The organism is Fictibacillus halophilus, assembly GCF_016401385.1.
Lineage (GTDB): Bacteria > Bacillota > Bacilli > Bacillales > Fictibacillaceae > Fictibacillus > Fictibacillus halophilus.
Map to the genome: position 1 here is coordinate 113,195 of NZ_JAEACF010000002.1, position 12,620 is coordinate 125,814.

A 12,620-nucleotide genomic window follows, 5' to 3' on the forward strand; every position below is an offset into this window, starting at 1 on the left:
CGACTCCTAACACTTAGCTCTATACCCCTCTACCCAGAAACCCGAGCGGCTGAAATAGAAACTAAAAGCAAAATAGCATACAAAAAGAGCTGACAACACAGGCAACGACCTGTTTATCAGCTCTTTTACTAGTATCAAGTTATTTCACAGCAATCTGCTTCAACAGATCTCCTTTTTCAGCACTTGATACAAATGCTCTTCCGTTAAACACTTTATAATTCTGCTTACGAACTTTGTTCAGAATCTCTCGGTAATAGATCGCCGCTAGTTGAACAGGCATTCGTGATTCAATCGGATAATGTTCTAGTGTTTCATTAAATTTTGCATAGAAGACTTCCGCACGAATCGCTATACTCTCCCATGCCGCAATAAAACGATCATCCACCACTTCTTTTTTCAAATCATCCTCTGTATATCCATGTTCAGCCATCACTGTTGATGGAAGATATACTCTGTCACGATCCAAATCTTCTGCGATATCTCGCAATACATTCGTAAACTGCATGCCAATCCCTAATGAGATCGCTCCTTCACGAAGCAGATCTTTTTGTTCAGGAGCTAAAATAGGCAGCAGCATCAATCCGACTGTACTGGCAACGTGATAAGAATAATACTGAAGCTCTTCCACCGTTTCATAATGCGTCTTATACAGATCCATTTCTTGGCCTTTGATCATATCTAAAAAAGATTGATGATCCATCTCAAAGTTTTGAAAAACATCCTGCAGTGCGATCCACGTTGGCTCGGCTGCAGGTATTTCACCTTTAAGAAACTGATTGAACTCTTCCTTAAAGACAGCTAGCTCTTCCTTCGGGCTATCTCCCTCATCTACAATGTCATCTACCGTTCTGCAAAATGAGTACACTGCCCAAACGGCACGTCGCTTATCTTCTGGTAAAAATGAAAATGCTTTATAAAAGGTTTTAGAATGAACTTTAATGATCTCTTCACAATGAGAATACGATTCCTGAACCGTTACCAACTGTTTCACGCCCTTTCAAGATATTTGGCTAGATGTTTTGCACTCTGCATAACGATGGGAACGCCACCACCTGGATGGATGGATGCACCGACCGCGTACAGATTTTCGTATGGAAGAGGTTTGATTTGAGGCCGAAACACACCAGATTGTTTTAAAGTTGGCGCAATACCAAAACTGCCGCCTTGGTACAGTCCATCAGTGAGTGCGTCATTAGGAGTGCGGATCTCGCTCCACACGATAGAATCCTTCAGCCCTGGATAGCCTCTTTTTTCCAATGAATCAATAATAAAATCTGCATAACTTTGTTTCTCTGACTCCCAATCTACTGTATCTCCTGAAGGAACCGGAACAAGTACGTATAATACGCTTTTTCCTTCTGGCGCAAGTGACGGGTCTATTTTTGAAGGATAGAACGTGTAAATGGCCGGATCACGAGGCAGCTTCTTTCGTAAAAACACTTCTCGCATATGTTCATCGAAATGATCCGTCATAAAGAACTGATGAACGTCCGCTTCATCGAACATTCTGTCTAGACCCAGATACAGCAGGAAACACCCTGAAGAAGATTCGTAGTTTTTCTTGACTGGCTTTGGTCCTGGAATGAGATTATGAATGCCAGGAAAATCACCATTATAAATGACCATATCATGCAGATGAGTTCCTTTTTCTGTCACCACCCCGTTACACAAATTGCCTTGTAATGACAATGCTTCTACAGGGGTACTCAACCGGATCTTCACCCCTTGCTCAACTAACTTTCTTTGCAGCAAGTCTACAACACTTCCATATCCGCCTTTTACATACCAGATACCATGAGCGTGTTCACTAAACGGCACGAGTGAATACATGGCAGGGGAGTTTTCAGGGGATCCTCCGATATACAAGGTCTGAAACGAAAAAGCTTCCTGCATTCTAGGATGGCTGAAATACGCTTCTGCTAATTTTTTTACAGATTGATAAGCTTTTAGTTTTGTGAGTGTGTGCAGGTTTTTAGGTGTCCAAAAGTCCCTTCGGTTTACGAAAGAACGATCTAAGAATGCTGTTTTCCCTTGATGAAAACGCTCGTACATATCCGTTACGTACCGTAAGAATCCTTGCTCTTCACCTGGAAACATTCTGCTAATTTCATTCAGCTGTCCGGGCAGATCACTCGTTTTATAAAAATGAGATCCATCTGGATAATTCAACTTATACATAGGACTGCATAAGATCAGCTCTAGCTCCTCGCGTTGAATTCCCACTTCACCTAAAATCTCATAGATCATTTCAGGAAGTAGCACGATTGTAGGACCACTATCAATTTTGTATCCTTCTTTTTCAAAAAAGTTTAGCCTGCCGCCAAGTCTAGAACTTTTCTCGTAGATCGTAACCTCTTTACCTTGTTTTCTTAAATAGAGTGCTGTAATTAAGCCACCAATACCTCCGCCAACAATTCCAGCATTCATACGGATTGAACCTCCATTGCACTATGTTTCTCTGCCATCATGGTTGTTGTGATTCGGGCAGATTCCATAATTGTAGGAAGACCGCTTCCCGGATGAGTTCCACCGCCAACGAGCCATAACCCTTCGATCTCTTTTTGTTTATTATGTGGCCTAAAGTACATCATCTGAGTTAATTGATGGCCGAGGTTAAACGTTGCTCCCTTATACACTGAGAGTTTGTTTTCCCAATCAAGCGGTGTAAACATATATTCTGTTTCAATATGCTGTTCCAAGTCTTTAAAATCAGTACGTTCCTGCAGCTGCTCTAGAACAAGCTTTTTAAAATCATGCTTATGATGCTCCCAGTCGATCAAACTAAAATTGTTAGGAACAGGAGCTAAGATGTAAAGGGCTGATTTTCCTTCAGGAGCAAGAGTTGGATCTGTTACAGAAGGATTATGAATATAGATGGAAGGATCTTGAGACAAAATCTTCTTCTTCGTAATCTCTTCAACATTCTTACGATAATCTTCAGAAAAAACGATCGTATGATGCGGAAGGTCGTATTTCTTATCCACACCAACGTAAAGCATAAATGCAGAACAAGAATAGCTCTTTTTCATTAATTTATCGCTCGTATACTTTTTTGTAGATCCTTTAGGCATCAACTTTTCCATAGCGTGCGCGAAGTCGGCATTAACTACTACTTCATCCGCAAACACTTTTTCACCTGAATCTAGTTGAAGTCCCTTCACTCTACCTTTTTCAATAATGAGCTCTTTTACACCTGATGAAGTTGCTACTTCACCACCGTATTCTTTAATCACTTTAACCATTGCTTCAGTAATTTTGTTCACACCACCTACAGGGTGATAAACCCCGTATGCGTGTTCCATATAAGAAAGAATCGTAAATGCGCCCGGACATTCCCAAGGGGACATGCCTAAGTATTTGGCCTGAAACGTAAACGCGAGTCGCAGTCTTTCATCAGAGAAATACGTAGAGAGTTGATCGTGCAGAGAATCGGTTATCGTTAACTTTGGCAGTGCTTTTATAAATTTAAGCTGCAGATAATCCAATAGGGAGTCATGCTTATTTTGTAAGATGGGCATGAGTGCTTCAAACTTCTCTTTTTCTTTCTTCATAAAACGTTTATAGCCTTCTCCATTTCCAGGAAAGACCGCTTCAATATTTTTATACATGACGGATTGATCTGTTGTAGAATCAATCGTTGCATCTTTAAATTTCAGCTGATACATCGGGTCAAGTCTTTTCAACTCGATATAATCTTCTAGGCGTCTTCCCGCAAGCTGAAACATTTCTTCCAAGATGTGAGGCATATTTAAAAAGGTTGGACCCCGATCAAACGTATAACCATCTTGATGAAAAGCAGAAGTACGCCCACCGATGAACGGTTGTTTTTCGTATACTGTCACTTGATATCCCTTACTGGCTAATAGCATTCCAGCTGTTAGACCACCAGGACCCGCACCAATTACAGCTACAGATTTCATACATGCATACCTTCCTTCTACTTTTACAAACTATATACAAAATATTATACAAAAATTATACGATGTGTGTTCTAGGATTGGCAAATTTAAAAGATATAAAAAAGCACACTCAAAATTCTGTTCATTGATGTGTGCTTGTTCACATATGGTGTGTATGTAACTTCGACGAAAAAAATAGAAAACCTTCTCAAACGTTTAAATAAAATAAACTTTAAACATAAAACATAAAATACGATAAATTACCAAAAAAGCCTGTAGGTTCTACAGGCTTTCTTACATCATTCTTTTGAATGCTTTTCTTTGTGATTAAGATAGTCTTCTTCTTCATTTTTTGGCTTTTTCTTTCTAGCTTGGCGCACGATTAATATGACAATAATGACAACTAATAATAAGCTGACATTCAAAAAGCCTCCAAAAAACTTAAAGAGTTCATCCATGCTGCTTCACCTCTTCTCAGCATTTTCCCCCTTTTTACGGTTTTTAAACCGGTTCTCTACTAAGAAGGTGAGTGAGTGGCAACGTTACACTGACTTTCGTCCCTTTATCTAACTTACTCGTATAATCCACTCTTCCCCCCATTGATTCAATGATTCGCGTAGATACCATCGTTCCTAAACCAGTACCCTGCTCTTTCGTTGAAAAGAAAAGAGAACCAACACGAGTAAGCTGTTCTTTTGTCATTCCTTTACCCGTATCCCTCACAATAATCTTTACACTGTCATCTTCTTCTATAAGTTTTATCGTCACACGTCCTTCTTTTGGCGTTGCCTCTACAGCATTTTTCAAAATATTTATAAGTGCTTGTTTTAACTGATTGCGGTCCGTAGTGATGACAGCATCTGATTCAATCGTATGTGTGAGCGAAATACCTTCCTTTAACGCATAGGGGTTTAATAGAATACTCAATTCCATGACTAATAAAGGAAGAGGAAATGTTTCGATCTTTTTAAATTCAGGTTTGGCAAAATTCAAGTAATCGCTGATAATGTTTTCAGCTCTTCCTAATTCGCTTAGGATAAGTGGATAGTAGTGCTTGTGCCGCTCGTCTTCACCTTCCATCAACTGAAGAAATCCTTTTACAACAGTTAGCGGATTACGAACTTCATGTGCAATAGATGCTGCAAGTTCTCCGAGCGTATGCTGCTTTTCAGAACGTCGAATCTCATCCTTCATCAAGTTTCTTTCAATGACAGATTCATTTAAGACCGCTGCGAAAACAACTGCTAAAATTTGAATGGTGCCAAACACACCTATGTATAGTACTAATTTTTGATCAAACACTAAAAAATCTTTATTGAAATAAAGGTAGATAAAAAGGATGATTAACTGAACGAGCGCAGGCCAAGATCCTATTATTATTGAAAGATGAACCCTCTTTTTCGGGCTGGATTTCCAGAAGTAGGTATAGATGAGAAAAGGAACAGCACAAGAAACAACTGCAACGATATACGCTAAGAACAGGGTTTCACCACCCATAGCCGTTCTAGTCAGCATAAGAGCAGCAATCGTTATGATCCCAGAAATCGGACCACCATAAAAAATAGACAGGACGACCGGAACATACCTTAGATCCCAGTACAGTGAGGAATCATAATAGGCAAAATACATGCAGAGTGATGCGGCCGATCCATATAACAAGCCTAAAAAATAGGGTGATCTCCCTATTTTTCGATGTTCGAACAAAAAGCTATAGCTCAATACGGGCGCAAGAACAATTAATACATGTAAAAGCAGCTTCTCAACAATCATTCTATACTCCTTAGTCCGAGTGTCTTATGCTCTATCAATACGACAAAAAAAGGGCAATCCCTTCAAGGATCACCCTTTTATTATGACTAAAGCCTCATCTTCCAATCTCAAACACTATCAAGCGTCTTGCTTTAATTGACTGTGATAAAGAGAATAATAAAATTTCTTGTTTTTGAGCAGTTCATTGTGTGTCCCTTTTTCGAGGATACCACCATCGTGAAGGACTAAGATTTGGTCTGCCTGTTGTATCGTGTTTAATCGATGGGCAATTACAAAGCTCGTTCTTCCCTGCATAAGACGCTGCAGAGCTTCTTGTATCTTCATCTCGGTAATTGTATCAATGGAACTTGTTGCTTCATCTAGAATCAGTAGTGAAGGGTCCGCTAAAATTGCCCTTGCGATAGATAGAAGCTGTTTCTGTCCCTGACTGATGCCGCTGCCCTCTTGGTTAAGTATCGTTTTATAACCTTTAGGCAGCTTCTGAACGAAAGAATGAGCGTTCGCTAGTTTTGCAGCATTCATCACTTCTTCATCCGTCGCATTTAACCGTCCATACCGAATATTCTCAAGGATGGTTCCTTCAAACAAAAAAGAATCTTGAAGAACAAACCCCATATGACTGCGAAGCGAGCTTCTTTTCACTTTTTTTATATCATGTCCATCGATTAAGATCTGACCACTATCACTCTCATAAAACCTGGAAAGCAGATTGACGATGGTTGTTTTTCCTGCACCAGTAGGACCTACTAATGCTACCGTCTCTCCTTCATTTACAGAAAAGTTTAAACCGCTAACGGTCTTCTCATCCTTTTCATAAGAGAAAGAAACATCTTGAAACTCTACTTTTCCTTTTACTGAAGAAAGTTCTACAGCACCTGTTTCATCCATCTCCTCTTGTGATTCATCAAGGATTTCAAATACTCTCTCTGCCCCAGCAACGGCAGATAGTAACGTATTAAATTGGTTGGCTAAATCATTGAGTGGTCTCGTGAATTGTCTAGAATACTCAACAAATATAACGATCACACCGATTGATACTTTCCCATTCAACGCAAGTACGCCGCCGACTCCTGCTATTAATGCAAAGCTTCCATTGTTAAGAACGTTCATCAATTTTGGTATAAAGCCCGAGAAGGTCTGTGCCCAATATCCAGACTCTCTCAACCGTTCATTCCTAGCCATAAATTCTTCCATCACTCTTTTTTCCTGCGAAAACGATTTTACGATGCGCTGACCAGAAGTGATCTCTTCGATATATCCGTTAATCTCTCCCAGGTTTCTTTGCTGTTCTTTAAACCGGGCGCCTGTTCTTTTCGTAATCCACTTTAGACCAAAGAACATGAGCGGAACGATAGATAAAGAGATCAGCGTCAGTATCGGACTTAAATAGATCATGACACCCACTGTTCCAATAAGGGTGAGGATGCTTGAGAATACTTGAATAAACGAACTGTTCAACGTGGAACTGACGTTTTCTATATCATTTGTCACACGGCTCATCAGTTCACCATGTTGCCGTTTATCAAAAAAGGAAATCGATAATCGGTGAAACTGGTTAAACAGATCGTTTCTCATTTTTAACACGGTATCTTGTGCGATTCCTATCATCCAATAGTTTTGCAGCCAAGTAGAAAGAGATTGACCTACAAAAACAAAGATAAGACCGAATAAAAGTTTGTTTAGTCCCTCTACATTTTCTTTAACAATATACGAATCTATAGCCATACCAATCAAAAAAGGACCAAGCAAGCTTAATGCTGAGCTTATGATGACCATAAGCAATACTAGACTAAGAAGTATTTTTTGATCAGAAAAATAACTTCCGATTCGCTTGATCGTACTTGCCCAATTTTTTGGTTTTACTTTTTTTCCGAATAAATGATTATGTGGATGAGGTCTGTTTGAATCCTTTGACATGTTGAAAGTCCTCCTCCCCAAACTGTGATTGAACGATTTTTACATAAAGCGACGAGGTATTCAACAGTTCTTCATGTGTACCCCATGCCTCAACAGCTCCATCGTCCAAAAGCAGGATATGATCTGCTTCCATCGCAGTACTGATTTTTTGCGTAATAATAAACGTTGTGCAAGAATACGTTCTTAACGCTTTTAACAGCTTTGCTTCTGTTTTTAAATCCAATGCACTCGTACTATCATCAAGCATAAGTATTCTTGGTTTACGAACGAGTGCTCTTGCAATAGACAAACGCTGCTTCTGTCCTCCAGAGAGGTTGACCCCGCGCTGACCCACTCGGGTATCATACTGATTCGGTAATTTTTCTACAGTCTCATGAATCTGTGCATCAACGGCTGCAGATATAATCTCATCAGAAGTAGCTCCTGCTTTTCCCCAGCCAATATTCTCTGAGATTGATCCGGTAAAAAGAACCGCTTCCTGAGGAACCACACCTATCCCTTTTCGAAGAGTTTCAATCGGATAGTTCATTACATTTTTCCCATCAACAAGTACTTTACCTTCTGTTACATCATATAGTCTAGGTACGAGTTGAAAGAGCGAGGTCTTACCAGAACCTGTTGAACCAAGAATCGCTAATGTCTCGCCTGGTTGTACAGAAAAAGAAAGATTTCTGAGAACCGGAACATCACTTTCTGGATATTGAAAGGAGACATTCCTAAATTCTACTTCTCCTCGTCCAACTGATAATGACTGATCAGTATCTTCAGATTCAATTAAATCTACCTCTGTATCAAGTACTTCTCCTATTCGCTGTGCAGATGCTTTTGCACGAGAGAAAGCCATAATGATAAAGGAGATGATCGTAAGAACAGAGGAAATACGGAATGAGTAGTTTACGATCGCTACCACTTCTCCTACCTCAATAGATCCCATACTCACCTGTCTGCTTCCGAACCAAAGGATGAACAAAATCCCAATATTCATGACAAACAATAAGACAGGTATCGATACTTCGATTAAGCGAAGAGATGAAACTGTTTTTTCCTTCAACTCGCCGCTCGCTTGTTCAAAGCGATTACTCTCGAAATCCCTGCGTAAGAACGCTTTAATCAGACGCATTCCCATGAGATTTTCCCGCATGACACGATTCACACCATCCAACTTATCCTGCACATCCCTAAACATACTGCCCGCCGTCTGGAGAACCCATTTTAAGAAAAATAACAAGAACGGTAACAAAACGACTAGCACTAAAGCCAGTTTCCAGTTCACGATTAAAGACATGATCACGCCACCCGCTAGCAATAGAGGTGCTCTTAGCATGATCCGCAAACTCATAAATACTGTATTCTGAAGTTGCGTCACATCATTTGTCATTCGTGTTATTAACGACGAGGCAGGGAACTTATTGAAATTCACAAAAGAAAAAGATTGTACCTTCTCAAAAACACGCCGTCTAATATCAAAACCATAATTCTGACTAACATGTGCAGAGAAGAATGAATTCGCAATACCTGCTGCAAATGCGACTAGAGCAAGCCCAAACATGACAGCTCCCCAATACTTCACAACGTTTAAGTCATTCTTTAAGATACCGTCATCAATAATCTTGGCCATGATCAAAGGCTGCAGAAGCTCAACTCCCAGTTCAGTAAACGTTAAAAATAGAGCAACTCCGATCGCGACACGGTACGCTTTTAAATACGAAAATACTTTCCACATAATTTATCCCCCGAACGTCACCGATGTTTAACAAACTTAACCATCTATTATTATTTTATCCTTTTTCAATAAAATATTTAACTATTTCGACTTCTTATTCTATTTTTAAATAAAAGAAAGCCCGCCAACATGCTCAGCGGGTCTTCTCTGTCTGATCTTCTTTTCCGTTCACTTCTATTTCAGCTTTCTTTGGCCACGTCTTTACATGGTCTGTTTCTAAGATACCCATCGTAACATCGCCAATGTCGGTATCTTCTAAGAGCTTATCTCTCACTCGATACTTAATATCATCAGCATCAGCAAGGGTAAATCCTTCTTTTAATTCAATGTAGCTTTCTACATGATACCTTCTACCTTCTTGCAGAATCCTTAGTTCTTTTATATCCACGACATCTTGATCGGAAAGAATCGTATTTGCGATTCGATCTTCAACTACTTTTGGAGCAGCAACACCAATCAGCCCTCTTGTGTTTTCAATCCCTAACTTAAAAGCTACAACGACGAGCAGAATACCAATTAATAACGTCCCAATTCCATCTAATATATAAGCTCCGGTTAAGTCTGCCAATACGATCGATATAAGAGCTAACAAAGCACCAGAAGTTGCGATCAAGTCTTCATAAAATACTAAGCGGGTTGGTGGTGCAGCTAAGCCAACATTTTTAAAAGATTCCTTTACGATCCCAAATCCTTTTGCATCACTTCTCGTCTCATGTACGATCTCCTTCATGGCCTTAATGAGGATAAAACCATCAACCAAGATCGCTAGAATCATGATTGCAATGTTTAATAGTAGATTCGTTGAAGACTGTGGATCTTGTATGAGCTTCCAGCCTTTTAATATCGTTTCGTATGCCATGATAGAAACCACGATAACGGCTACCAATACGAACAAATTCACAACACGGCCAAATCCTGCCGGAAATCTTTTAGTCGGCTCTTTTTCTGAAAGAGCACTTCCGAAAAAAACAAACGCCTGGTTTAATGCATCTGCAGCTGAATGCAGGGTTGTCGCAAACATAGCACCACTTCCACTAACTGCGGCAGCAATTCCTTTTGCAATAGCGAGTACTGTGTTTCCTAATGCGGCAATGCCGGACGACTTATTTCCTTTTTTAAGTAGTTCAATCAAAGGTCTGCCTCCACTCTTGTTTTGTATTTTCAAACATTATTAATAGCTAGATTTCATTTATCCTTATTGACTACGGTAATTCGAGCGTAAATTGCGTGCCTACTAAAACAGCTAATTTTGCTAGAAAGCTCATCTAAGCACTGGGGAGGGGAGCTTTTTGAAAAATAACTATTTCCGAAGAGAAAACAGCCATTAAATAACTAGTTTCTATAGGATGTGGCTTTTGCATGTTTATTTTTCCCCTTCTTAAGCAGGTTGATTGAAGCGCAAGGTGGAGAGACTCCTCGAAAATTAAACTTCAAATTTTCTTCGTGCGATGTTTTGCTGCCGTAGCCTTCCTTGTCCTGCGGGACGAGCGGTCAGGTGAGACACTTAGAGGCGGAAAGCGGCAAGTGGCTTACCGTTCGCCCCGCGGAAAGCGAGCAACCTGTAGCGGAAATCAACCTACTTCCAAAAGCAGAAAAGTATACGAAAACACCTTTTTAATAAGAATTCCTGAAATGCTTCTTATTTAAACCACAATAAAAAAACAGGCTGCTATAAACAGCCCGTTCACATTCAATAATCAAGATACTTTTTCTTCTGTATTCCCTTTGTCCTCTTGGTATCCGCCTTCCCAATACTCAGCATTTTTAATGCCAAGTTTTCTTGAATCAAAGACAGGATCGAGACCAGCTTTCTTTTGTTCCTCGTAATCTTTTAAAACACGAAGTGCTGGCTTGGCTAATATGAGGATAGCGATCAAGTTCAACCAAACCATGATTCCGAGACCTAGATCTCCTAGCGCCCAAGCTAAGTCTGCTGTTTTCACTGCTCCGTAATACGTTGTTCCTAACAAAACAATCTTCAGCAAGAACATTGGAATTTTGTTATTTCGTCCTCTCATGAGGTATGCGATATTCGTTTCTGCAATATAGTAATACGCCATAATTGTTGTAAAAGCAAAGAAAAATAGGGACACAGCGACAAACCCAGAACCGAATCCAGGAAGCACTGATTCAATCGCCTCTTGTGTAAAGGCAGTACCTGCTTCTACTCCTGGAATATTTTCAACGATAAAGGTTTTATCTGCTTCATTTTGAACATTATACATGCCTGTGAAGAGAATCATGAACGCTGTTGCTGTACATACAAGCCATGTGTCAATGTATACAGAGAATGCTTGTACAAGTCCTTGTTTAGCAGGATGCGATACTTCTGCAGCTGCAGCTGGATGAGCTCCAGTACCTTGACCCGCTTCATTCGAATAGATTCCACGCTTAACACCCCACATAATCGCTGAACCTACAATGCCTCCAAATGCAGAATCAAAAGAGAACGCACTTCTGAAAATCAGCGAGAGTACTTCAGGAATCTGAGGGATATGGAATGCAACGATTATTAGTGAAACAAGCACATAGCCAATCGCCATAAACGGAACGACATACTGTGCTACATTGGCAATCCTTTTAACACCACCAAAAATAATAGCGGCTAATATAACAACTAAGAAAATACCCGTAACTGACGGTTTGATGTTAAAAGCATTATCAAGTCCTTCTGCAATTGAGTTTGATTGCACGCCTGGCATGAGTAATGCCATCGCCGCTAAAGCAGAAAAAGCAAAAATAATTCCGTACCACTTCCAACCTATTCCTTTTTCAATATAATAAGCAGGACCACCACGATATTCTCCGTCCTGTTTCACTTTATAAACTTGAGCAAGTGCTGATTCTACAAATGCACTAGAAGCACCTATAAACGCGATCATCCACATCCAGAAAACCGCACCAGGACCACCAAAGCCGATCGCAGTTGCTGTTCCTGCAATGTTCCCTGTTCCTACTCGGCCAGATAATGCAATCGCCAAAGCTTGGAAAGAAGAAACCCCCGCTTTAGAACTTTTTCCTTCCATCATAAGTTTAATCATTTCTTTAAAGTGACGAACTTGCAAAAATCTCGTTAAAATTGAAAATAATAGCCCTACGCCCAAACAAAAATAAATCATCGGCTGACTCCACAGAATCGCCACTGCATCTCCTACAAACGTTTCAAAGCTGTTCAAAAACTTTACCCCCTTGTATTTGACTGAAAATTTTATCTATTTGTAATTATAAGATAAATCATATATGATTACAAATTGTGACTTAAAACGCCAATATCTGTTTACGGCGTTGTCCTTATTATGAAGTTAGTCGTA

9 protein-coding genes are annotated in these 12,620 nt (G+C 39.9%); all 9 read right to left on the reverse strand.

Annotated elements, in window-relative coordinates; all coding sequences use genetic code 11:
- Positions 1 to 139: 139 nt before the first annotated feature.
- The 9 genes from I5J82_RS17845 to I5J82_RS17885 all read right to left on the reverse strand — a co-directional run bounded on the left by I5J82_RS17845 (position 140) and on the right by I5J82_RS17885 (position 12,428).
- A complete protein-coding gene (locus I5J82_RS17845) occupies positions 140 to 982 on the reverse strand; it encodes a phytoene/squalene synthase family protein (protein WP_198769149.1) in 843 nt (280 codons plus the stop codon).
- 5 nt (positions 983 to 987) lie between these two features.
- Entirely contained in the window at positions 988 to 2,427 is a 1,440-nt protein-coding gene (locus I5J82_RS17850; RefSeq protein WP_198769150.1) for a phytoene desaturase family protein, read from the reverse strand.
- On the reverse strand, positions 2,424 to 3,920 hold the full coding sequence (locus tag I5J82_RS17855) for a phytoene desaturase family protein (RefSeq protein ID WP_198769151.1): 1,497 nt from the start codon (positions 3,918 to 3,920) through the stop codon (positions 2,424 to 2,426). The genes I5J82_RS17850 and I5J82_RS17855 overlap by 4 nt, the downstream gene beginning before the upstream one ends.
- A gap of 278 nt (positions 3,921 to 4,198) precedes the next feature.
- A complete protein-coding gene (locus tag I5J82_RS17860) occupies positions 4,199 to 4,357 on the reverse strand; it encodes a hypothetical protein (protein WP_153238203.1) in 159 nt (52 codons plus the stop codon).
- 43 nt (positions 4,358 to 4,400) lie between these two features.
- Positions 4,401 to 5,669 (reverse strand): ATP-binding protein, encoded by a 1,269-nt coding sequence (locus I5J82_RS17865; RefSeq protein WP_198769152.1) that lies wholly within the window; start codon positions 5,667 to 5,669, stop codon positions 4,401 to 4,403.
- Positions 5,670 to 5,786: 117 nt separating this feature from the next.
- Entirely contained in the window at positions 5,787 to 7,586 is a 1,800-nt protein-coding gene (locus I5J82_RS17870; protein WP_198769153.1) for an ABC transporter ATP-binding protein, read from the reverse strand.
- Entirely contained in the window at positions 7,552 to 9,309 is a 1,758-nt protein-coding gene (locus I5J82_RS17875; RefSeq protein ID WP_198769154.1) for an ABC transporter ATP-binding protein, read from the reverse strand. Before I5J82_RS17875 ends, I5J82_RS17870 begins: the two co-directional genes overlap by 35 nt.
- A 133-nt stretch (positions 9,310 to 9,442) precedes the next feature.
- Entirely contained in the window at positions 9,443 to 10,441 is a 999-nt protein-coding gene (locus I5J82_RS17880) for a cation diffusion facilitator family transporter (RefSeq protein ID WP_198769155.1), read from the reverse strand.
- Positions 10,442 to 11,006: 565 nt separating this feature from the next.
- Positions 11,007 to 12,428, reverse strand: a complete 1,422-nt coding sequence (locus tag I5J82_RS17885; RefSeq protein ID WP_198769281.1) for an alanine/glycine:cation symporter family protein — start codon at positions 12,426 to 12,428, stop codon at positions 11,007 to 11,009.
- Between the last annotated feature and the right edge of the window lie 192 nt (positions 12,429 to 12,620).